Genomic DNA, 21757 nt, shown 5'->3' with positions numbered 1-21757 from the left:
GGGTCATCGTGACTCTTCGGTGCGAACGAGAATGGCGCCGCACTCGGGACAGAACACGACCTCGTCGGTCTGGGCGCGGCGCACCGTGGCGACATCGCTCGGCGGGAGGACCATGCGGCACGCCTCGCAGGCGCCGGCGCGAAGGAGCCCGGCTCCGTTGCCACGTGCGGCGAGACGCTCGTACAGTCCCAGCAGGTCGGCGGGAACAGAGGCGGCCACCGCGTCGCGATCGCGGCGGGCGCCCTCGAGGCGCGTGGTCGCATCGGAGACGGTGGTTTTCGCCTCGGCGCTCAACCGCGTGCCCAGGGCATTCATCTCGGCGATGAGGGCCTCTTGCTCCGAGACCGCGGCGTCGGCGGTCTCGAGGCGTTCCATGAGCGCGATCTCCAAGTCTTCGAGGTCACCCTTGCGCCGCTTGAGCGAGGCCAGCTCGCTTTCGAAGCCCTGCGCCTGCTTGGCGTTCGACGAGGCGGCGAGGCGCTCGGTGTCGCGCGCGATGCGGGCGTCGACGACGGCCACGTCGGACTCGAGACGCTTCAGCTCGGCGGTGATGTCATCGCGCGCGTTGGCGCGGGTCGACAGCTCTTGCGTGAGCGTCGCCCGCTGCGCGAGGAGCTCGCGCACGCGCTCGGCCTGCGGCGGGTTGGCCGAGACCTTCTCGTCACGACGGATACGGGCGTCGAGGTCGGCGAGGTCGAGCAGTTTGCGCTGGTCGGCGGGATCGGCATTCACGGGTTCCACGCTACCCCGGGGCTCCGACATCGGCGGTACGCGATCGCCGCGCCACCGGGCAGGGTCCGTGGTGTGCGGGGCCGAAGCTGCCGATGGGGCAGATCACGCGGCCTCGGCGACGAGCCGTGGCCGTGAGAGGGCCAGATCACGCGACCTGGTCGAGGACGCACGACATGCCCCGTGCCCTCGCCCGGTTCACGTGACCTCGCGGCGGCGGTGGCGCGGGCCAGGAGCCGGGCGGACGCTAGACTCGAGGCATCAGGGCCTTTAGCTCAGCTGGTAGAGCGCCACGTTTACACCGTGGATGTCGTCGGTTCGATCCCGGCAGGGCCCACCGTCAGTTCAGGATGTTCACGCTGCGCGAGATCACGAGCGCGAGCAGGATGAAGCCCGACACCGCCTGCACCATCATGAAGAGCTTCGCGCGCGTGCTCAGCGGCATGACGTCGGTGGGGCTGAACGCCATGGCGTTGGATGCCGAGAAGTACAGGTAGTCGACGTACCCGGGTGCCCAGTCCTCGGTGTCGGAGGAACGGCGGGCCACCTCGCTCACGGCATCCCGATCCGAGTCCTGCGGGAATTGGAAGTCTGCCGGCGGCAAGTCGTCTCGCGCGTCGCGGCGGCGGGCGATCGGACCCCCGCGATCCATCTCCCAGTAGACGACGGCGTAGCCGATGACGTTGATGGCCCACACCTGCGCAGCCCCGAGCAGGGTTCCGGCGCCGCTGCCCTCTCCGCGCAGCAACTGCTGGATGAGCAGGAAGAACGCCACCTGGTTCGCCAGCAGCAGCACGGCGGTGAAGGCGAGAGCGAAGCCCCGGCCCACGGCGGATTCGCGCGACAGGCGTGAGGGGTTCGTCACCACCATGGGGATCGTGCACAGCACGCCGGCGCCGACGACGACGTAGCGGAGCACGCCCGACGTCTCGTTCGGGAGCACCGCGTACAGGCCCGTGCCGACGGCCAGGGCGATCAGAACCGGCCAGCGATGCTCCGGTCGGGTGCGGAAGCCTTCGCTCTCGTGCGTGCTCACGCGGTCAGGATAGACCCGCGCCCCCGCACGCCTCGCCCGACGCGGTGGCTTCAGGCGGTCTTGATAGGCCGGAGCTCGTCTCGACGTCGAAGCGTCTGCGCGGCGCGGGCCGGTTCGTCGCGGCCGTGGCGCATCCGATGTCGCCGCGACTCGCTAGGCTGGACGCTGGTTGATTGTGCGGAGCAGACAAGGGTTGCCGCACTCGTATGGCGATTCTCTGGCATGACCTGCCAGACGACGAAAGGTCTTCCGTGACTGTTCACGACCAGGATCCGTATTCGCAGGGGCCGCAGGACAGCGACCCGGAAGAGACCGGGGAGTGGCAGGAATCCCTGCGACAGCTGGTCCAGGCGAAGGGTCCGGCTCGCGCTCGCGAGATCATGCTGAGCCTTCTGAAGGGCTCCAAAGAACTCCACCTGAATGTGCCGATGGTTCCGACCACCGACTACATCAACACGATCTCGCAGAAGAACGAGCCCGAGTTCCCCGGTGACGAGGAGCTCGAGCGGCGCTACCGTAAGTGGATCCGCTGGAACGCCGCGGTCACCGTGCACCGCGCTCAGCGTCCCGGTATCGGCGTCGGCGGCCACATCTCGACCTACGCGTCGTCGGCCGCGCTGTACGAGGTGGGCTTCAACCACTTCTTCCGCGGTCTCGACGACCCGTCGGGCGGCGACCAGATCTTCGTGCAGGGCCACGCCTCCCCCGGCGCGTATGCCCGCGCGTACCTCGAGGGCCGTCTGACCGAGGCGCAGCTCGACGGCTTCCGTCAGGAGAAGTCGCAGGCGCCCAACGGCATCCCGTCGTACCCGCACCCGCGCCTCATGCCGGAGTTCTGGCAGTTCCCGACCGTGTCGATGGGCCTCGGCCCGATCAACGCGATCTACCAGGCGATGTCGAACAAGTACCTCTCCAACCGCGGCATCAAGGACGTCGGTGACTCGCACGTCTGGGCCTACCTCGGCGACGGCGAGATGGACGAGGTCGAGAGCCGCGGTCAGTTGCAGGTCGCGGCGAACGAGGGTCTCGACAACCTGACCTTCATCGTCAACTGCAACCTCCAGCGTCTCGACGGCCCCGTCCGCGGTAACGGCAAGATCATCCAGGAGCTCGAGAGCTTCTTCCGCGGTGCCGGCTGGAACGTCATCAAGGTCGTCTGGGGCCGCGAGTGGGACGACCTCCTCGCCCGCGACACCGAGGGCGCGCTGCTCAACCTCATGAACAGCACGCCCGACGGCGACTACCAGACCTACAAGGCCGAGAACGGCGCGTACGTCCGCGAGAACTTCTTCGGTCGCGACCCCCGCGCTCTCGAGCTCGTCAAGGACTACACCGACGAGCAGGTCTGGGGCCTCAAGCGCGGTGGCCACGACTACCGCAAGGTCTACGCAGCCTTCAAGGCGGCCAAGGAGCACAAGGGTCAGCCCACCGTCATCCTGGCGAAGACGATCAAGGGCTACGGCCTCGGTCCGCACTTCGAGGGCCGCAACGCGACCCACCAGATGAAGAAGCTGACGCTCGACGACCTCAAGGCGTTCCGCGACGCGATGGACATCCCCGTCACCGATGCGCAGCTCGACGAGAACCCGTACCAGCCGCCGTACTACAACCCGGGTGAGCAGGACGAGACGATCAAGTACATGCTCGAGCGTCGTCGTGCGCTCGGCGGTTTCCTTCCCGAGCGTCGCACCACCCACGTCGGTCTCGAACTGCCGGGGGATGCCGCGTACGCGCTGCCCAAGAAGGGCTCGGGCACGCAGGAGATCGCCACGACCATGGCGTTCGTGCGTCTGCTGAAGGACCTGCTGCGGGTCAAGGACTTCGGTCACCGCATCGTGCCGATCATCCCCGACGAGGCGCGCACGTTCGGTATGGACGCGTACTTCCCGACGGCGAAGATCTACAACCCCAAGGGCCAGCACTACACCTCCGTCGACCGCGAGCTGCTGCTGGCGTACAAGGAGAGCCCGCAGGGTCAGATCGTGCACGTCGGCATCAACGAGGCGGGCGCTCTCGCGGCGTTCACCGCGGCGGGCACGGCGTACTCGACCCACGGCGAGCCGCTCATCCCGGTGTATGTCTTCTACTCGATGTTCGGCTTCCAGCGCACGGGTGACGCCCAGTGGGCCGCGGGCGACCAGATGGCGCGCGGTTTCATCATCGGCGCCACCGCCGGTCGCACCACCCTGACCGGCGAGGGCCTGCAGCACGCCGACGGTCACTCGCAGCTGCTCGCGTCCACCAACCCGGCCACGGTGTCGTACGACCCGGCTTACGGCTACGAGATCTCGCACATCGTGCGCTCGGGTATCGAGCGGATGTACGGCGGGAACCACCCCGACCCCAACGTCATGTACTACATGACGGTCTACAACGAGCCGTACGTGCAGCCGGCCGAGCCCGAGGGCGTCGATGTCGATGGCATCGTCCGCGGCATCCATCACATCTCCTCGGGCGAGGGCGACGGCCCCCGTGCCCAGCTGCTCGCCTCGGGCGTCGGCGTGCCGTGGGCTTTCGAGGCCCAGCGTCTGCTGAAGGACGACTGGGGCGTGGTCGCCGACGTGTGGTCGGTCACCTCGTGGAGCGAACTGCGCCGCGACGGCCTCGCCGCCGACGAGCACAACTTCCTGCACCCCGAGGAAGAGCCTCGCGTGCCGTACCTCACGGACAAGTTGAAGGAAGCCCAGGGCCCGGTCATTGCGGTCAGCGACTGGATGCACGCGGTCCAGGACCAGATCCGTCAGTGGGTCCCGCAGAACTACTGGACCCTCGGGGCCGACGGCTTCGGCTTCTCCGACACCCGTGCCGCCGCACGTCGCTTCTTCAAGATCGACGGTCCCTCGATGGTCGTCCGCACCCTGCAGGCGCTGGCCGAAGAGGGCAAGGTCGACCGCGCGGTCGTCGGACAGGCGATCGAGAAGTACCGTCTCCACGACGTCAACGCCGGAACGACCGGCAACGCGGGCGGCGAGGCCTGATCACGTGACGAGCACCACCGACGGGTCCGGTTCCGCCTCCACGGGCGGGGCCGGACCCGACCGGTCTGCGGGCTCGGTAGCCGCCGCGCAGGAGAAGGCCGACACCCTCACCTGGCTCCGGCGTATCTCGGGCGATCTGGCCACGGCGACGATCCAGCGCCTCGAAGAGACCCTGCCCTGGTACGCCGAGATGCCCCCCGCGCGGCGTTCGGCCGTCGGGCTCGTCGCCCAGGCGGGGATCACCTCGTTCCTGCAGTGGTTCGAGGAGCCGGCATCCACCCCCGCCATCGCCGCGGACATCTTCGCCGCCGCTCCCCGTGAGCTGCTGCGCAGCGTCAGCCTGACGCAGACACTTCAGCTCGTCCGCGTGACCGTCGAGGTCATGGAGGAACGCGTGGCAGGCCGCAGCGAGAAGGTGCGCGAGGCGATGCTGTCGTATTCGCGCGAGGTCGCCTTCGCCGCCGCCGACGTGTACGCGCGTGCCGCCGAGGCGAGAGGGCTCTGGGATGCGCGCCTCGAAGCCCTCGTCGTCGACTCGATCCTCACCGGCGAGGCCGACGACGAACTCCCCAGCCGTATCGCCGCCCTCGGGTGGCACGGCCACGGAGAAGTCGCGGTCCTGGTGGGCACGACTCCCCCGCAGCTCGACGTCGACCAGGTAAGGCGCACCGCGCGCAAGCTCGGCGTCGACGTGCTCATCGGTGTGCAGGGTTCCCGCCTGGTGCTCGTGGTCGGTCGGGCCGACCTGCCCGCCCGTGCCGGCGAAGAGAATGCCGAACTGCCGTTCCCCGAGATCGCGAGGCGCCTCGAGCCGGGCTTCGGCACCGGGCATCTCGTGCTCGGGCCCGCCGTGCCCGCGCTGGTCGACGCCGGGCAGAGCGCTCGTGCGGCCCTCGCCGGCTTCGCCGTGGCCCGTGCCTGGCGCCATGCCCCGCGCCCGGTCGAGGCCGACGACCTGTTGCCCGAGCGCGCCCTCGCCGGCGACGCCGTGGCCAAGCAGACCTTGGTCGACCGCGTGTATCAGCCCCTGCACGCGCACAGCGCGGATCTCGTCGCGACCCTGTGGAGTTACCTTGACAACGGCCGCTCGCTCGAGGCCACGGCCCGCGAGCTGTACGTGCATCCCAACACCGTGCGGTACCGCCTCAAGCGCGTGTCGGAGGTCATCGGGTGGGACGCCACCGGGCCGCGAGAAGCGCTCATCCTGCAGACCGCGCTCATCCTGGGATCGATCGGAACGGATGCCACGCGCCGCCGGAGTCCGGTGGGCCGACGGTCGCCTCTGGCGCGTTGATGCACGGCGCGCACAAAGACACGCCGTATTTCTGTGTCGATATCTCCAGAAGCGCGTGCCCGATCCTTGACAGGATGGAACGGTGATCATCGCCGTCTTCCCCGGACAGGGCTCTCAGACCCCCGGGTTCCTTTCGCCCTGGCTCGAACTCGACGGGGCGCGTGAGCGTCTCGCCGCCTATTCCGAGCAGGCGGGCGTCGATCTCATCGCCGCCGGTACCGAGTGGGATGCCGATCGCATCCGCGACACGAGCGTGGCGCAGCCGCTGATCGTGGCGGCGAGCCTGCTGTCGTGGGCCGCGCTGAACGATCGCGCCGGCGCGTCGGTGCACGGGGTCGCGGGACACTCCGTCGGCGAGATCGCCGCACTGGCGGCATCCGGTGTGCTCTCCGAGGACGACGCGTTGCGTCTGGTCGGACTCCGCGGCCGCGCGATGGCCGAGGCCGCCGCGGCCGTCGAGACCGGCATGAGCGCCGTCCTGGGCGGCGACGAGCAGACCGTGCTCGAGCGACTGGACGTGCTCGGCCTCACCCCGGCCAACTACAACGGCGGTGGTCAGATCGTGGCGGCCGGTGAACTCTCGGCGTTGGCAGAGCTCGCCTCCGAGGCGCCGCGCGGTGCGCGCGTCATCGCGCTCCAGGTCGCGGGAGCGTTCCACACCCGTTTCATGGAGCCCGCCGTCGAGACCCTCCGCGCCGCCGCGGCCGACGTCGCGGTCTCCGACCCGAGCACGACGCTCTGGACGAACTCCGACGGCTCCGTCGTCGCCGAGGGACGTCGCGCCCTCGACCTCGTCGTCGCTCAGGTCGCCTCCCCCGTGCGCTGGGACCGCTGCATGCTCTCGTTCGCCGAGCACGGCGTGACCGGCATCATCGAGATGTCCCCCGCCGGCGCCCTCACCGGGCTCGCCAAGCGCGCCCTCCGCGGCACCCCGACCGTCGCGGTCAAGACCCCCGACGACCTCGACGCGGCCGTCTCCCTGCTGAAAGAAGAACAGGCATGAGCACCCCCACCCTCCGCCAGCTGCAGGGCCCCGCGCACACGCGCATCTACTCGTACGGCGCCGCCCGTGGCGAGAACTTCGTGCCGAACGACGACCTCGTCGGCCCGATCGACTCGAGCGACGAGTGGATCCGCCAGCGCACCGGCATCGTCACGCGCGTTCGCGCGAACAAAGAGACGGATGCCATCGACCTGGCCACCACGGCCGCGCGCGAGGCCGTCGAGAAGTCGGGCGTGGCGCCCGAAGACATCGACGCGGTGATCGTGGCGACCATCAGCAACCCCAAGCAGACGCCGTCCGCCTCGGCCATCGTCGCGGACCGCATCGGTGTCAACCCGGCCGCCGCGTACGACCTCAACGCCGCGTGCGCGGGCTTCGCCTACGGCGTCGGTCAGGCGGACGCCCTCGTGCGCGCCGGCCTCGCTAAGCACGTGGTGGTCGTCGGCGCCGAGAAGCTCAGCGACGTCGTCGACCCCACCGACCGGAGCATCTCGTTCCTGCTCGGCGACGGCGCGGGTGCCGTGGTCGTCGGCCCGAGCGACACCCCCGGCATCGGTCCCACCATCTGGGGCTCGGACGGTTCGAAGTCGGATGCCGTGGGCATGAACGCCACCCTCACCGACTTCTCGCGACGGGGTCGCCGCCTGGCCGACCCTGCGTCAGGAGGGCCCCACGGTCTTCCGCTGGGCCGTCTGGGAGATGGTCAAGGTGGCGCGCCAGGCCATCGAGGCTGCGGGCATCGAGCCCGCCGACCTCGCCGCCTTCGTGCCGCACCAGGCGAACATGCGCATCATCGACGAGTTCGCCAAGCAGCTCGGTCTTCCCGAGACCGTCGTGATCGGTCGCGACATCGAGACCACCGGCAACACGTCTGCGGCGTCCATTCCCCTCGCCACCCACCGCTTGCTCGAGGAACACCCCGAGCTCAGCGGCGGCCTCGCGCTGCAGATCGGCTTCGGAGCCGGACTGGTGTTCGGCGCGCAGGTCGTCGTGCTGCCCTGACGCAGCGCCGTCGAACTCTAGACTGATCGGGGCCCGACAGGCCCCGCCCCCAAGAAACAGGAGACATCATGGCATTCACCAACGACGAGGTTCTCGCCGGCCTTGCCGAGCTCATCACCGACGAGACGGGTATTTCGGCCGACGAGGTCGCGCTCGAGAAGTCCTTCACCGACGACCTCGACATCGACTCCATCTCGATGATGACGATCGTGGTCAACGCCGAGGAGAAGTTCGGCGTCACCATTCCCGACGACGAGGTCAAGAACCTCAAGACCGTCGGCGACGCCGTGACCTTCATCACGTCGAACCAGTCCTGACATCTCCCGGTGGGGGCTCCGGCCCCCACCGGTCACGACCTGTCGGCCGCACCAAGGATTTCTCGCTCATGAGCACACCCCGCATCGTCGTCACCGGCATCGGAGCCACTTCGCCCATCGGCGGCACGGCACCCGAGAGCTGGTCCGCCCTGCTCGCCGGAACCTCCGGCGCCCGTTCCCTCGAGCACGAGTGGGTCGAGCAGTACAACCTGCCCGTCACCTTCGCCGCCGAGGCCCTGGTGCGCCCCGAGACCGTGCTCGAGCGCCCCGTCGCCAAGCGCCTCGACCCTTCGTCGCAGCTCGCGATGGTGGCGGCGAAAGAGGCCTGGGAAGACGCCGGCTCCCCCGACATCGACCCCGACCGTCTCGGCGTCGACTTCGCCACCGGTATCGGCGGCGTCTGGACGCTGCTCGACGCATGGGACACCCTGCGCGAGAAGGGCCCGCGGCGCGTCATGCCGATGACGGTGCCCATGCTCATGCCTAACGCGGCCGCAGGCAACCTCTCCCTGCACTTCAACGCCCGCGCGTTCGCGCGCACGGTCGCCTCGGCCTGTGCCTCGAGCACCGAGTCGATCGTGAACGCCGTGCAGCACATCCGCGACGGCCTGGCCGACGTGGTGATCGCCGGTGGCACCGAGTCGGCGATCCACCCCATCACGATCGCCTCGTTCGCGTCGATGCAGGCGCTCTCCAAGCGCAACGACTCCCCCGAGACGGCGTCCCGCCCGGCCAGCATCGACCGCGACGGCTTCGTCATGGGCGAGGGCGCCGGTGTCCTCATCCTCGAGACCGAGGAACACGCGAAGGCCCGCGGCGCGAAGATCTACGCCTCGATCGTGGGCGGCGGCGTCACGGCGGATTCGTATCACATCACCGCCAACGATCCCGAGGGTCACGGGGCCGCACGAGCCGTGCACATGGCGCTCGAGATGGCGGGCGCGTCGGTCGACGACGTCACCCACATCAACGCCCACGCCACCTCGACCCCGGTCGGCGACCCGAACGAGTACAAGGCGCTGCGCGCCGTGTTCGGCGCCCGTGTCGACGAGATCCCGGTGTCGGCCACCAAGGCCTCCACCGGCCACCTGCTCGGTGGAACCGGTGCCCTCGAGGCGATCTTCACGGTGCTGGCGCTTCAGAATCGGGTCGCCCCGCCGACGATCAACCTCACCGAGCAGGACCCCGAGGTCCCGTTCGCCCTGTCCGGCTCGGCCGTCGAGCTCGGAGCCGGCGACCAGCTCGCGATCAGCAACTCCTTCGGCTTCGGCGGTCACAACGCCGTCGTGGCCATCGCCTCGGTCTGAGCGCGGTCTTCCGCACGGCGAGAGCCCCCTGGCATCCACCCGACTGCAATCGGGGATGCCAGGGGGCTCTCGTCTTGTCAGGCGAGGGATACGCGGTCCCGGTGCCGGGTGTGGTCACCGACCTCCGGTAGTGGCGCCTCCCCCGCCCGACGGTCTCAACCGACCTTGTGCAGCCAGACGATCTGCTGGTCGTCGCCGGCATGGCGGAAGGGCTCGAGCTCTTCGTCCCAGGCGGAGCCCAGAGCGACGTCGAGCTCGCGTTGCAATTCGAGAGCGTCGCCCGCGGCGACCTCCATCGCGTAGCGCACGCGGTCCTCGGCAATGACGACGTTGCCAGCGGAATCGGTCTGAGCGAAGTGGATGCCGAGTCCCGGCGTGTGCATCCAGCGGCCGCCGTCACTGCGGGGCGTGGGATCCTCGCTCACCTCGAAACGGAGGTGCTCCCAACCGCGGATCGCACTCGCGAGGGCGGCACCGGAGCCGACGGGGCCTTCCCAGTAGAACTCCGCGCGACGACTGCCCGTGAGAACGGGCTGCTCGGTCCAGTCGAAGTTGACCGCGCGGCCGAGGGCGCGTCCCACCGCCCACTCGAGGTGGGGGCACAACGCGCGGGGCGCGGAGTGGATCAGGATCACTCCGCGCGAAGACGTGATCGCCATGGTTTCTCCTTCGTCAGGTACGTCTTCCCCTACGACCTGTGATGGAGTGTTGGCGATTGTTCGGTTGTCCGGCCATTATCGCCCGTGCATAACGAAATCACAACACTGTGATTTTGCCACGGGCCCCGCGCGTCGACCCGTGATGCTCGACGGGTCGATTCAGCCGAACCAGAGAGCCCAATAGAGCGCGAAGTTGCGGTTGCCGTATGCCGAGCAGGAGTCTCCGACTCCCCAGCGCGCGGCCAGGGCCGCGGCGTTCGGCTGATAAGGCGTGTAGTTGTACAAGGCCGCGGTGGCAGCGTTCGCGATGGTGACCTCCGAACCCCCGCAGGAGGGGTCGGGTGAGTAGGCGAGGTAATGCGTGCCCGGTTGCCGCATGAAGTCGGACGCGCTGTAGGACTTCAGGTCGGTCGCGGCCTGCGCGACCTGTGCACCGAAGCCGGCGGCCCCGGCGTCGCAGGGGGCGGTGTCGGGGCATCGGGCGCCCATCGCCGCCCCGAGTTGTTTGGGTGAGGGGGCCCGGGCGGTGCGACCCGAGACGAGGCTCTGCTCCTTCTGCAGGGTGACCAGGAGCACCTTCGCCGAGATGCCGCACGCGCGCTGCAGGCGGTCGATGATCTGGGCGGCCGTGAGCTCTCCCCCGTCGTAGCCCTCGCAGACGGTGCGGCCCGTGGCATCCGAGACGACCGGTCCTCGTGCCGGCAGTTCGGAGCGCAGGACGGACAGACAGGCGTTGTTGCGACACTCCCCCACCTGATCGTCGAGGAAGGTCTGGATCTGATCAGCGGTGAGTGCGTCGCCGTCGTAGAACTGCTCGTCGTCGATCAGGTGGCCCGGGTCGAAGGACGTGAGGTCGATGGCCGCGCGACGCGCCTCGGTGTTCCACGCAGTGGTGAGCGAGACGAGCGGGACGACCGCGAGGGCGACCAGGCCGACGAGCAACGCGGCAACGGCGCCGAAGGCCAGACGCCGTCGGCGGACCAGCCGTTGCCGGGGCGTGCGGCGCCGCCGCCTGCGTGTTCTCGCCACCCGTCGATCGTGCCTCACCGCGCTGACCGCGCGCTGCACGCGAAGGGCGTGGCGCGCGGTCAGCGCGGGGTGGCGCTCAACTTCCCGGCGTGGCGGGCGGCGTCGGCGTGGTGCCCTCGGCGGGCGGGGTAGGAGCCGTGCCGTCGGCCGGGGGTGCGGGCGGCGTGGGCTTGTCCCCCTCGGCGGGCGGAGTGGGAGCCGTGCCGTCGGCGGGCGGCGCGGGCTTGGCGGCATCGCCCTTGGGCGCACCGGGGCCGCATTCGCCCGGTCCCTTGTTTCCGCCGGGGGCGGCCGGAGCGGTGCCATCGGCGGGGAGGCGTCGGGGTGCTTCCGTCGGCGGGGGCCGAAGGCGTGGCATCCGGGGTGGGGGCCGTCCCGGGAGTGCTGGTGCCGGGGCCCGTCGAGCCGCCGTCGGCGCTGGGGGCCGAGGTCGAGGAGGCCGCCAGCGGGCCCGTCCCGTTGCTCTGCGCCGCGAGCGCTGCGGTTCCGCCGGTGAGGCCCGCGGCCACGATCACGGCGCCGGCGATGAGCGCCGGCCCGCGCCAGGAGCGGCGGCGGGGTTCGGGGGTCTCCTCCTGACGCGGCAGCGGCAGGGTGGGATTGTCGTCGTTCATGGTTCTCTTTCCGTCCGGTGTCGGTCACCGGCTCTGGAACCAGACTTCGAGCCGGGACTGAAGCGAACCTGAAGCCGGCTCACCCGCCCGGTTCGCATACGCAAGCCATAAGTCCCGTTCAGCCGGTGACCGTATCGTCGCCCGGATGTCCCTCGCTGCCCGCGTGCTCGTCCTCGACGACGACGAGACGATCCGCGTCGCCGTCACCACGGCTCTGCGCGCCGATGGTTTTGTCGCCGAGGCGGCGCCCGATGGCACGGACCTCGCCGACCGGTTGGCGTCGTTCCGCCCCGACCTCGTGATCATCGACTGGATGATGCCGGGGCCCAGCGGCATCCGGTTGCTCCCGGTCGTGCGGGCCACGGGCGACACGGCGGTCATCATGCTGACCGCGCGAGACGAGGTCGATGATCGCCTGCGGGGGTTCGCGGAGGGTGCCGACGACTACGTGGTGAAGCCGTTCACGATGGCCGAGCTCGTCGCGCGCAGCGGCGCGGTTCTTCGGCGGCGCGGGAGGCTGCCGCAGACCGTGTCGGTGGGAGATCTGGTGGTCGATCCGGATGCCGCGACGGCACATCGCGGTGGAGTGTCTCTCGAGTTGACGGCCACGGAGTTCCGGCTGCTGCACCTGCTCGCCGAGAGTCGCGGTCGAACCCTCTCGAAGGCGCAGATCCTCACCCAGGTCTGGGGTTACGAGGATTACGACCCCAATCTCGTCGAGGTGCATTTGAGCGCGCTCCGCCGCAAGATGGAGCAGCGTGGACCGCGGCTGATCCACACCGTGCGCGGCCTCGGCTACCGCTTGAGCGAGGAACGGTGAGACCCTCGCCCCCGCTGAAGTCGGGATCGCTGCGCCGGCGGACGATCGTGGCGGTGGTGGCCCTGGTGGCGCTGCTGCTGGTCGTGCTCGCCGTCGTCGTCGACGTGGCCTTGGGGGCGCGCCTGCGCGGGCAGATCGAGGAGCGCCTGCGCGATCGCGCGGCGGCCGCCGCCTCCCTCGTGGGAACGGTCGATGACGCCGACCTGGCCGAGCGATTGTCCGACCAGGGGCTCGCCGTCCGCATCGACAGCGCGGGGGGCGACTCGGTGGTCGCCGGACCCAGCCCCGAGCAGTTGCGCGAAGCTCCACCGGGTGGACCCGGCGGCCCCGGCGCCGGTCCCGGTGCCCGTTCCACACCTCAGCCCACGGTCTCGAGCGACGTGAGCGTCATCGCATCCGAGGTCACGGGCGACGATGAGCTCGTGACGCTGCGTTCGACGCTCAGCGACGGCTCGAGTCTGACCCTGACGGCGTCGGCGGCGGGGGTCGACGACACGCTCGCTCAGGTGCGGTGGATCATGGCGCTGTCGTCGATCGGCGTCCTCGTGCTCGCGGCGGGCGCGGTCACCCTCGTCGTACGACGGAGCCTGAGGCCCCTCGATCAGGTGTCGAGCGTCGCTCGCGCGATCGGCTCCGGGGAGCGCCAACGGCGTCTGCACCCCACCCGCTCCGATACCGAGATCGGACGCGTCGCCACCGCCCTCGACGACATGCTCGACGACGTGGTGGGCGCCGAGCGGGCTGCTCTGGACGCCGAGCAGCGCCTGCGGACGTTCCTCTCGGACGCGGCGCACGAGTTGCGCACGCCGGTCGCCGGCATCCGGGCGGCCGCCGACACGCTCGTGCGCGCCGACCTCGACGGACCCGAGCGCGAGGTGCTCGCCGCGCACGTGGCACGCGAGGCGGCGCGGGCTTCACGCCTCGTCGACGACCTGCTGACGATGGCCCGCGTCGATCGCGGTCTCGAGCTCTCGCGCACGGATCTCGACCTGCGGGCGCTCGTCGAGGCCGAGGTGGGCCGCGCCCCGCTCGTCCACCCCTCCCTCGTCCTTCGCGCGCAGACTCCGGATGCCGCGGTGCCGGTGCACGCCGACCCCGACCGTCTCGCCCAGGTGCTGTCGAACCTCATCGAGAACGCGGCGCGGGCAACCGGGGGAACCGGCACCGTGACCGTGGCTGTCGCCGTGCGCGGCGTGATCGCGGTGGTGTCCGTCACCGATGACGGCCCGGGCGTTCCGGCGGCCGACCGCGAGCGCATCTTCGAGCGTCTCGTCCGTCTGGACGCCGCGCGGGCGGCATCCGGCGGGGTCGGTCTCGGATTGCCGATCGCGCGAGGGATCGCGCGAGCGCACGGCGGCGATGTCAGATGCGTCGACGGTGGCGTCGGCGCGCGATTCGAGGTGACGCTGCCGCTCGAGGGGTGAGGGCCTGAGCCCCGTCATCGACCGCCGATGGGCTGCCGGTGCGGGGCCGTGGTCGCGGGGGCGATTCCCGCGGCGGTCAGGGTGAGTCCGTCGGCGCCGCTGGCGTCGTGCATCATCTGATCGACGAGCGCGCGATCGATCGCCGGCTCTCGTCCGCCGTAGAACTGCATGACGAGCGCGTTCGAGGCGTGGATCCAGAGGCTGGCCTGTCGCACGCCTTCGTTGACGGGCAGTTGCAGCATGAAGCCCTCGTTACGGCGGAGCTTGTTCATCACGACGATGCGCAGATGAGCGAGGATGCGGTCGTCAATGTCGAACGACGCGCGATCACGGTAGATAAGACGTCCCATCACAGATCCTTTTCTGGCTCGACAAATCGAACCGTGTTCAAAGGGACCGCGCTGGGGCGCAGCAATGGGGGCCCCTCTATTGTGCCATTCGTCGCGAGGGCGGGAGCGGATTGCCGGAGGATTCGCCGCGGCGATCAGGCCCGTGGCGTCGGCCCCGCGGGCTCTCCCACCACCGACGCCAGCACGCCGAAGGCCGAGCGCGACAGGAAGGCGACGATCTCCGCCGCCGGCATCTCGGTGCCGAGAGCGAGTTCGACGAGCACCTCTTCGGCGAAGTTCACCCACGAACGCAGGGCCACTCGAAGCAGCGGGGAATCGCCGGAACCGAGCTCGAGGAAGCCGTCGGTCACCCAGCCCGCGGTCACGTCTCGGGCACGATCCACCTCGCTCCGCACCTCCGGGTCGCCGGAGGCGACGCCGCGCACGAGAGAGAAGAAGGTACCCCGGTGCTCGCGGACGAAGGCGACGATGCGGGAGAGCGTGTCGTCGAGCCGCTCCCGCGGGTCGAGATCGTCCCGCGGGACGGACGCCTCCAGCAGCGCCGCCGCGGCCGTGATCACGACCTCTCGGTGCAGGCCCTGGCGCGAGCCGAAGTAGTGGAAGACAAGGCCGCGCGAGACGCCGACGCGCTCGGAGAGCACTTCCATCGTGAGGTCGTCGAGCGGCTTCTCGGCGAGAAACGCGACACCCGAGGCGACGAGCTGGGCGCGCCGCTGATCCGGCGTGAGGCGCGTGCGACGGTCGCTCGACATGAGGGAACTCTAACGAAGCGATGCTGTCTCGAACTATTGACACTCTGTCAATGCGGCGTAGCCTGGCTTCGCTCGGCGCCGTCGCCGGGCTCGCTTTCCGCAGGAGGATCGATGAAGTTCCGTAACCTGACCCGCTCCCGCACCGGCCGGGTGGCCCTGGCGACCGTGCCCGTCGCCGCCGTCGCGAGCCTTCTTCTCACCGGTGTCGCCCAGGGCGCGGTGCCCGTGTCCTTCGCCGTGTCGGGCAGCCAGTTCCAGATCAGCGCCTCCCAGCTGGAGGGCACCGGCTTCTCGCAATACGCCGGCGTCACCAGCGACACCGCCGGAGGCCAGCACAACGTCGCGATCGCCAACATCAGGTCGGCCACTCTCGCCGACCTCTGTCAGTCGGTCGTCAGCGACACTCCCCTGGGCAAGGTGGGCGTCCTGATCACCGCGGGTGGTGGCGGCGCCCCGGCATCCGCCTCCGACCTGCAGATCGGCATGACGGGCCTCCAGGGCGACTCCTCGTTCGGCAACATCCGCATCGGCGTGGACGCCTCGACGGTCAACACCTCGGCCAAAGGCACCCCGGGGGATTTCGCTCAGGATGCCGACACCATCTCGATCGCACACCTCAAGCAGACCGCGTGGAGCACGCAGGCCTCGGTCTTCACCCTCACCGGCATGAAGCTCGAGCTGACCGACGGCTCGAAGACCTGCTTCTGATCGGAGTCGTCATGACCTCCCCCGACCTCTCCTCGTCGGCGCGCTTTCGAACCTGGCGGCGGAGCCGTCCCCTCGTGGGCGGCGTCCTGGTCGCACTCGGCGGCGTCGAGATGTTCTTCTCCGGGCAGCTCGACATCGGGCAACTGCACATCCAGCTCGGGATCGAGGGTCTTCAGGCCACGGTGATCCCGGTGGTTCTGGTGCTGCTCGGCATCCTGCTCGTCCTGATGCCGGCACACCGCATCTTCTACGGTGTCATCGCCCTCGCCGTCGCGGTCTACTCCCTGGTCGGCGTCAATCTGGGTGGCTTCCTGCTCGGGATGCTGGTGAGCACGGTGGGTGGGATCGTGGCCGTGTCGTGGGCGCCGCCGACCGCCTCCGCGCCGCGAGCCCCGGCACCGACCGTCGAGGAGGCGGAGAGCGCTGCCACCGGGGTCGAGCGATGAGGCGGGCCCGGGCTACGGCTGCGCTCACCGCTGCGATCCTGGTGCTCGGCGGGTCGACCGGCGCAGCCGCGGCCTCGGCCGACGACGGTCCTCGCCCTGCCCGGTTGTGCATTCCGATCCTCTTCCCGTGCGGCGAACCCGCGCCCTCCTCGACGTCGACACCGACGCCGACGCCGACACCCGGGCTCACCGTGCCGGGCCTGCCAGAGCTTCCCGGTGCCGGCACCTCGACGCCCGCTACGCCGTCGACGCCCGATGACTCCCCGACCCCCGCGCCGTCTGCCCCCTCCGCTGCTTCGACCACGCCGCCCGCACAGGCAGCCGTCGCCGACGAGCGCGCGCCGGTGTTCACTCAGCCGTCGGCACAGCTGGGCGCCCAGTCGCTGTCCTTCCGCGGCATCCCCCTCATCAGTGTGGTCACGGTGCCGCTGGCCGACGGCACTCGTATCACCGCGCTGAAGATGACGGCGGACGAGATCACGATCGAGGGCTTCGCCCTCACGGTTCGCCGCGAGACGGGTCCAGCGCTCGTCACGACCGCCGACCGCATGACGTTGTCAGGGCACGTCTCGGTGTACCTGAACTCGCTGTCGGCCACCACCGCGGACGGCAAGACCCTCACCCTCGGGGCCGATACTCCTCCACCGGCCGACGGCATCGCACCCGGGCTGGCGCGCCTCACCCTGGGGCTCGTCGGCACCACAGCCGATTCGATCGTCTACACGAACACCGACCAGAAGATCACCGAACCGGGGTGAGCTCAGGGTCGGGCGAATCCCCAGCCTGAGCGGGACGCTGCTCGATACAGTCGACGTGATCAGTGATCACCGACCCACGAGAGAGAAAACCCGTGAGCCATCACCGCACCTCCACCGACCAGGAGGGCCGATCTTCGAGCCCCCTCTTTCCGAGAGGGGGTGAGATCTGATGCTGGCCGCGGCCCTGACGCTTCTGTTGGGGATCATTGTGACTCTGGCGATCATCGCCGCCTGCGGCTTCTTCGTCGCGCAGGAGTTCGCGTACATGTCCGTCGACCGTTCACGGCTGGCGGCGAAAGCCGAGAAGGGCGACGCGCAGGCGAAGCGCGTGCTCGCCATCACCAAGCGCACCTCGTTCATGCTGTCGGGTGCCCAGCTGGGCATCACCGTCACGGGACTGCTGATCGGCTACGTCGCCGAGCCGTTGATCGGTGAGTCGCTCGGCACCCTCCTGGGAGGGGTGGGTATCGATCCGGCCGTCTCGGTCCTCATCGGCACCATCGGCGCGTTGCTGCTGGCCACCGTCGTCACGATGATCTTCGGCGAGCTGTACCCGAAGAACCTCGCCATCGCCAGCCCGGAACCTCTGGCCCGCGCGCTCGCGGTGCCCACCCGCATCTACCTGCTGCTGTTCGGCTGGCTCATCACCGTGTTCGACGTCGCCGCCAACGCCCTGCTGAGGCTGCTGCGCATCGAGCCCCTCGAAGACGTCGACGAGAGCGCCACCGCGCGTGACCTCGAGGCGATCATCGAAGAGTCCCGCGTCAGTGGCGACCTTCCCGACGACCTATCGATGATCATCGACCGCATCCTCGACTTCCCGCAGCGCGACGTCGAGCACGCCATGATCCCGCGTTCCCAGATCGACTCGGTCACCCCCGACACCACGGTCGGCGAGGTGCGCGCGCTCATGGCCACCGGTCACACCCGCTACCCCGTGATCGGCGACGAGGGCTCCCCCGTCGGCGTCATCGAACTCATCGACGTGCTGCGCGAGCAGCCCGCCGACGATGCCCCCGTGGCATCCGTCATGCGCGCCGCCGTCGTCATCCCGACCTCGATGCTGCTCCCCGTCGCCCTCGACCGCATGCGTCGCTCCCGCAACGAACTCGCGTGCGTGGTCGACGAGTACGGCAACTTCGACGGCATCCTGACGATCGAAGACCTGACGGAGGAAGTCATTGGAGAGCTGTCCGACGAGCACGACGTCGAGGTCGCCGAGGTGTCGGCCGACGGAGACGATGCCTGGACGGTTCCCGGCGACCTGCACCTCGACGAGCTCGAGCGTCTGCTGGGTCACGACCTCGCCGAGAGCGACGTCGAGACCGTGGCCGGCCTCGTCATCGAGACCCACGGGGATCTGCCGGCGGTCGGCAGCGTCATCCGTATCGATCTGCCCGAGCGCGCGTCCGAAACCGTGCAGGGGCTCGATCTCGAGCGCTGGCTCGCGGTCGAGGTCGTCGAGGTCGACCGGCACGTGCCCTCCCAGCTGAAGATCCGCCTGCACGAGGTGGATCGAGATGCCGAGCCCGCCGTGGAAGCATCCGCGATCGACGAGGAGGTGGCCCGATGAACGGCTGGACCGTCGCGCTCATCACAACCGCGCTCATCGTCGCCAGCGCCTTCTTCGTCATCGTCGAGTTCGCCCTGCTCGCCGCTCGTCGGCACCGCCTCGAAGAGCAGGCCGCCACGAGCGCCTCGGCGCGCGCGGCTCTGCGCGGTGTGAACGAGCTCACCGTGATGCTGGCGTTCGCGCAGCTCGGTATCACGGCGTGCACCTTCTTGCTCGGTGCCATCACCAAGCCCGCGATCGACTACGCGCTGGCCCCCGTGTTCGAGACGTGGGGTCTGCCGTACGTGCTCGCCGACATCATCGCGTTCATGCTCGCGCTGATCGTCGTGACCTTCCTTCACCTCGTTATCGGAGAGATGGCGCCGAAGTCGTGGGCGATCGCGCATCCCGAAACCGCGGCGAAGGCCACCGGCATCCTGGCCCGCGCCCTCACCTGGCCGTTGCGTCCGTTCCTGCTGTGGATCAACCACATCGCGAACCGTCTCGTGAAGGCGTCGGGTGTCGAGCCGGTAGACAAGGCCGCCGCGGGCGGACAGGACGCCGACACCATTCGCGAGCTCGTGGCGCACTCCCGCCAGGCGGGCACCCTCGAGAAGCAGTACTCCGAGCCGATCGCTCAGGCGATCGCTCTGGGCACACTGACGGTGGGCGACATCGTGCGCACCGACCGCTCCCCCACGAGCGTGCCGACGGATGCCACGGTCGCCGACATCCAGGCCGTCGCCGCCTCGTCGACGCACCTGCGAATCCTCGTCGGGGCGGGAGCGTCCTCGCGCGTCGCGCACGTGCGGGACACGCTCGCCGTCGACCCCGGGACGCCGGCGCTCGAGATCGCCCGTGATCCTCTGGTACTCGAGCCCGCGGCATCCGCATACGACGCTCTGGCACGCATGCGGCGCGGTCGTGTCCAGCTGGCGACGGTCGTGGAGGGCGAGCGTCTGATCGGTGTCGTGACGCTCGACGATCTGCTGCGGGAGATCCTGCCCGGGCCGGGAGAGCTGGCGCCTGCCGCCCGCTGACCCGGTGCCACGAGAGCCCCGTCCGTTCACCGCGGGCGGGGCGCTCACCTTGCCGTGCGGTGGTCGGGTGTCAACCCGAGGAGATTCTGAAATCCGCGGCGTACCGTCGCCCGCGTTCACCCCCTACCTCTCTCGGAGGACACTCATGAGCAAGACGTGGTTCATCACCGGCGCATCGAAGGGCTTCGGCCGCGAGTGGGCCGAAGCGGCTCTAGAGCGCGGTGACAACGTCGCCGGCACCGCTCGAAACCTCGACGACGTGAAGGCGCTGGTCGACAGCTACCCCGACTCCTTCCTTCCCCTCCAGCTCGATGTGACCGACCGTTCCGCCGATATCGACGCCGTGGCCAAGGCCCACGAGAAGTTCGGCCAGCTCGACATCGTCATCAACAACGCCGGCTACGGGCACTTCGGCATGGTGGAAGAGCTGACCGAAGACGAGGTCCGGGCGCAGCTCGAGACCAATTTCTTCGGCGCGCTCTGGGTCACCCAGGCCGCGCTGCCGATCATGCGGAAGCAGGGTTCGGGCCACATCATCCAGGTGTCGAGCATCGGCGGCATCAGCGCCTTCCCCACCGTCGGTGCCTACCACGCGTCGAAGTGGGCGCTCGAGGGTCTCTCGCAGTCACTCTCTCAGGAGGTCGCGGGCTTCGGCATCCACGTAACCCTCATCGAGCCCGGCGGCTACTCGACCGACTGGTCGGGCCCCTCTGCTCAGCGCAGCGACGAGATCGACGCCTACGCCGAGGTGCGGGAGCAGGCGGCCAAGCGCCCCTCTGCTGCCGACCCCGGTAAGCCCGAGGCGACGCGCGCGGCGATCTTGAAGGTGGTGGATGCCGAGAACCCGCCGCTGCGTATCTTCTTCGGCAAGGCGCCCCTGGGCATCGCCGAGCGCGACTACGAGTCGCGTCTGCAGACGTGGCGCGAGTGGCAGCCGGTGTCGGAGGAGGCGCACGGCTCGTAAGCCGGACGCTCGCTCCTCCGGGGTGAGGCTTGTGCGGTGGGGTGTCTGTCGAGCGCCCCGGTGCACGGGCCGTGCCCCGTTGCCGCCGGACCGCCGAGCGTGGCGCGCGAGGCTCGGTGCGCAATTCGGGAAGGACGACGTCGGGCCAGACCCCGAGGCGCTGGAAGAACGGCCTCGCGACCCGCACGGCATTCGCCCTCTGGCCGCTGGCGGCACCTGGCTGAGTGCAATGCCGGCGTTGCGATCCGGAAGGTGTAACCGGATGAGCGCCGGCAACGCGGCAGGATTCTCGATATGCGCCGACCGCGTAAGAAACCTCGCGGCCCTTCGACCACTGTCGCCGGGCCCACCACACCTGCACTCTCTCTGCCACGGCTGTGACGGTAATGGGCGCCTCCGACATCGGCGTTCATCCGCTCGTGGTCGCGGCGCGTCCCGCTAGGGTCGGGGCATGACGATGCCCGCCGTGCCCCCGCAGCAGCCGCCTTTTCTTCCGCCGCCGCGCCCGCTCCCGGCGGTGACGAACGGAACCGCCATCGCCTCCGTGGTGCTCGGACCCATCGCGGTCCTGAACGCCGCCTTCGTGCCGTTGCCCTACGTCGGCATCGTCGCGATCTTCACGGCTTTCCCTCTTGCAGTGGCGACGGTCGTCCTCGCCCACCTCGGTCTCGGTACAGCCCGGCGCTATGCGGTGGGGCGCGCCATGGCGGTCGTGGGGCTCATCTGCGGCTATGTCGCGCTCGGGGTGATCCTGGCCACGGTGATCCTGTTCTTCTCGCAGTTCTTGCTGATCAGGCCCTACATGGTGGGCTGAGTCGGCCACTTGAACAGAGAAAAGACCCCCGACCAGGCCATGCCTGTCGGGGGTCTCGCGTAGGGCGGGTGGGACTTGAACCCACGATCGTCGGGTTATGAGCCCGCTGCCTTGACCAGCTTGGCCACCGCCCCCAGCGGCTTAGAGCCTACCGGCATCCG

21 protein-coding genes, 2 tRNA genes and 1 pseudogene are annotated in these 21757 nt (G+C 69.6%); 16 read left to right on the top strand and 8 right to left on the bottom strand.

The features are described 5' to 3' along the window. Positions 1-3: 3 nt before the first annotated feature. Positions 4-732: a zinc ribbon domain-containing protein gene (locus QE454_RS13770; protein WP_307460527.1), complete on the bottom strand. Its 729-nt coding sequence runs from the start codon at positions 730-732 to the stop codon at positions 4-6. 261 nt (positions 733-993) lie between these two features. Here QE454_RS13770 and QE454_RS13765 point away from each other — a divergent pair. Continuing rightward, positions 994-1066: transfer RNA gene (locus QE454_RS13765), tRNA-Val, on the top strand. 3 nt (positions 1067-1069) lie between these two features. On the opposite strand, the gene QE454_RS13760 is transcribed toward QE454_RS13765, so the two are convergent. Next, a complete protein-coding gene (locus QE454_RS13760; RefSeq protein ID WP_307460529.1) occupies positions 1070-1765 on the bottom strand; it encodes a hypothetical protein in 696 nt (231 codons plus the stop codon). A 251-nt stretch (positions 1766-2016) separates the two neighbouring features. Here QE454_RS13760 and aceE point away from each other — a divergent pair, with 251 nt between their 5' ends. From aceE to QE454_RS13730, 6 genes and pseudogenes are all read left to right on the top strand, one after another. After that, positions 2017-4743: a pyruvate dehydrogenase (acetyl-transferring), homodimeric type gene (gene aceE / locus QE454_RS13755; protein ID WP_307316871.1), complete on the top strand. Its 2727-nt coding sequence runs from the start codon at positions 2017-2019 to the stop codon at positions 4741-4743. A gap of 124 nt (positions 4744-4867) precedes the next feature. Beyond that, positions 4868-6037 carry a CdaR family transcriptional regulator gene (locus tag QE454_RS13750; protein WP_307461244.1) on the top strand — a complete coding sequence of 390 codons (1170 nt, stop codon included), beginning with the start codon at positions 4868-4870 and terminating at the stop codon, positions 6035-6037. 82 nt (positions 6038-6119) lie between these two features. Further along, on the top strand, positions 6120-7040 hold the full coding sequence (locus tag QE454_RS13745) for an ACP S-malonyltransferase (protein WP_307460532.1): 921 nt from the start codon (positions 6120-6122) through the stop codon (positions 7038-7040). Continuing rightward, positions 7037-8042: pseudogene (locus QE454_RS13740) on the top strand (beta-ketoacyl-ACP synthase III). Before QE454_RS13745 ends, QE454_RS13740 begins: the two are co-directional and overlap by 4 nt. A 68-nt stretch (positions 8043-8110) precedes the next feature. Continuing rightward, positions 8111-8359, top strand: a complete 249-nt coding sequence (locus QE454_RS13735) for an acyl carrier protein (RefSeq protein WP_022880558.1) — start codon at positions 8111-8113, stop codon at positions 8357-8359. Positions 8360-8427: 68 nt separating this feature from the next. Continuing rightward, entirely contained in the window at positions 8428-9666 is a 1239-nt protein-coding gene (locus tag QE454_RS13730; RefSeq protein ID WP_210074987.1) for a beta-ketoacyl synthase, read from the top strand. A gap of 155 nt (positions 9667-9821) precedes the next feature. Here QE454_RS13730 and QE454_RS13725 read toward each other — a convergent pair whose 3' ends face one another. The 3 genes from QE454_RS13725 to QE454_RS13715 all read right to left on the bottom strand — a co-directional run bounded on the left by QE454_RS13725 (position 9822) and on the right by QE454_RS13715 (position 11968). Further along, complete coding sequence (locus QE454_RS13725) at positions 9822-10325, bottom strand: DUF3145 domain-containing protein (RefSeq protein ID WP_210074985.1); 504 nt, start codon at positions 10323-10325, stop codon at positions 9822-9824. Positions 10326-10484: 159 nt separating this feature from the next. Continuing rightward, complete coding sequence (locus QE454_RS13720) at positions 10485-11354, bottom strand: hypothetical protein (protein WP_307460537.1); 870 nt, start codon at positions 11352-11354, stop codon at positions 10485-10487. A 59-nt stretch (positions 11355-11413) separates the two neighbouring features. After that, positions 11414-11968, bottom strand: coding sequence for a hypothetical protein (locus QE454_RS13715; protein WP_309668710.1), 555 nt, complete (start codon positions 11966-11968; stop codon positions 11414-11416). Positions 11969-12113: 145 nt separating this feature from the next. On the opposite strand from QE454_RS13715, the gene QE454_RS13710 reads away from it, so the two are divergent. After that, positions 12114-12788: a response regulator transcription factor gene (locus tag QE454_RS13710; RefSeq protein WP_307460544.1), complete on the top strand. Its 675-nt coding sequence runs from the start codon at positions 12114-12116 to the stop codon at positions 12786-12788. Continuing rightward, entirely contained in the window at positions 12785-14212 is a 1428-nt protein-coding gene (locus QE454_RS13705; protein WP_307460547.1) for a HAMP domain-containing sensor histidine kinase, read from the top strand. The genes QE454_RS13710 and QE454_RS13705 overlap by 4 nt, the downstream gene beginning before the upstream one ends. Positions 14213-14226: 14 nt before the next feature. Here QE454_RS13705 and QE454_RS13700 read toward each other — a convergent pair whose 3' ends face one another. Both QE454_RS13700 and QE454_RS13695 read right to left on the bottom strand, forming a co-directional pair. Next, positions 14227-14562 (bottom strand): ATP-dependent DNA ligase, encoded by a 336-nt coding sequence (locus tag QE454_RS13700; protein WP_210074975.1) that lies wholly within the window; start codon positions 14560-14562, stop codon positions 14227-14229. Between the two features lie 134 nt (positions 14563-14696). Then, entirely contained in the window at positions 14697-15314 is a 618-nt protein-coding gene (locus QE454_RS13695) for a TetR/AcrR family transcriptional regulator (protein WP_307460550.1), read from the bottom strand. Positions 15315-15425: 111 nt separating this feature from the next. On the opposite strand from QE454_RS13695, the gene QE454_RS13690 reads away from it, so the two are divergent. The 7 genes from QE454_RS13690 to QE454_RS13660 all read left to right on the top strand — a co-directional run bounded on the left by QE454_RS13690 (position 15426) and on the right by QE454_RS13660 (position 21596). Beyond that, positions 15426-16022 (top strand): DUF6230 family protein, encoded by a 597-nt coding sequence (locus QE454_RS13690; RefSeq protein WP_210074971.1) that lies wholly within the window; start codon positions 15426-15428, stop codon positions 16020-16022. 11 nt (positions 16023-16033) lie between these two features. Further along, positions 16034-16468: a DUF6114 domain-containing protein gene (locus QE454_RS13685; protein ID WP_307460553.1), complete on the top strand. Its 435-nt coding sequence runs from the start codon at positions 16034-16036 to the stop codon at positions 16466-16468. After that, positions 16465-17226 (top strand): hypothetical protein, encoded by a 762-nt coding sequence (locus QE454_RS13680; protein ID WP_307460556.1) that lies wholly within the window; start codon positions 16465-16467, stop codon positions 17224-17226. Before QE454_RS13685 ends, QE454_RS13680 begins: the two co-directional genes overlap by 4 nt. Positions 17227-17395: 169 nt before the next feature. Beyond that, a complete protein-coding gene (locus QE454_RS13675) occupies positions 17396-18799 on the top strand; it encodes a hemolysin family protein (RefSeq protein ID WP_307460560.1) in 1404 nt (467 codons plus the stop codon). Further along, positions 18796-19818 (top strand): CNNM domain-containing protein, encoded by a 1023-nt coding sequence (locus tag QE454_RS13670; protein WP_210074964.1) that lies wholly within the window; start codon positions 18796-18798, stop codon positions 19816-19818. The genes QE454_RS13675 and QE454_RS13670 overlap by 4 nt, the downstream gene beginning before the upstream one ends. Positions 19819-19963: 145 nt before the next feature. Continuing rightward, a complete protein-coding gene (locus QE454_RS13665; RefSeq protein WP_210074962.1) occupies positions 19964-20782 on the top strand; it encodes an SDR family oxidoreductase in 819 nt (272 codons plus the stop codon). A gap of 451 nt (positions 20783-21233) precedes the next feature. Next, entirely contained in the window at positions 21234-21596 is a 363-nt protein-coding gene (locus QE454_RS13660) for a hypothetical protein (RefSeq protein WP_307460567.1), read from the top strand. A 60-nt stretch (positions 21597-21656) separates the two neighbouring features. Here QE454_RS13660 and QE454_RS13655 read toward each other — a convergent pair. Then, positions 21657-21730, bottom strand: a tRNA-Ile gene (locus QE454_RS13655). Positions 21731-21757 lie beyond the last annotated feature (27 nt).

Source organism: Microbacterium sp. SORGH_AS_0454 (assembly GCF_031453395.1).
Taxonomy (GTDB): domain Bacteria; phylum Actinomycetota; class Actinomycetes; order Actinomycetales; family Microbacteriaceae; genus Microbacterium.
This window is presented reverse-complemented; position numbering and strand designations above follow the sequence as displayed.